The 593-nt window shown below is 65.4% G+C and carries 1 protein-coding gene; it reads left to right on the forward strand.

The window, feature by feature from the left end; translation table 11 throughout:
* Nucleotides 1–593 (forward strand): DUF222 domain-containing protein (locus RhoFasB10_RS25740; protein WP_167679329.1); only part of this gene is annotated, 593 nt, incomplete at both ends.

Consider the following 593-nt stretch of genomic DNA (forward strand, 5'->3'; position numbering starts at 1 on the left):
CGGAGGCGCAGTTGGCGCAGTTGGCGCGGGAGTTGGGTCCGGATCATTTCAAGGCGGCGGCGGGCCGGTTGTATGACGTGCTCGATCCGGATGGGGAGGACGAGAGTCCGGAGCGGGTGGCCGATCGCTGTTATGTGCGGTTGGACGAGCAGGGCCCGGATGGCTTGTCGAAGGTGCGGATGGTTGTCGATGCGGAGTTTCGGGCGTATCTGGAGGCAGTGTTGGCCAAGTGGGCCAAGCCGGGGCAGTGCAACAGTGCCGATATTTCGCCGGTGGTCGATGATGCTGATGATCCCGTGAGCGACGGCGATGCCACTACCGACACGGACAGCCCGGAGTCGAATGGTGCAGTGACTGAGCCGGATTCGGCCGGTGCGGAGTCGAGCTTGTTCGAGCCGCCGGTCGCCGAGGCCGAAACCGGGGCGGATGCTGAGGACGACGCTGCTGCGGTGAACGATCAGGCTGCTGCGAGAAGCGCTGAGGCTGAGGAGTCTGAGCGGGCGGGTCGGGATCGGCGGGGTAGGGGTCGGCGTCAGCATGATGCGGTGAAGATGGTGTTTCGGCAGATGTTGGCGTCGGGGCAGATGGGTCGG

The sequence above is a fragment of the Rhodococcus sp. B10 genome (assembly GCF_011770055.1).
GTDB classification, from domain to species: domain Bacteria; phylum Actinomycetota; class Actinomycetes; order Mycobacteriales; family Mycobacteriaceae; genus Rhodococcoides; species Rhodococcoides kyotonensis_B.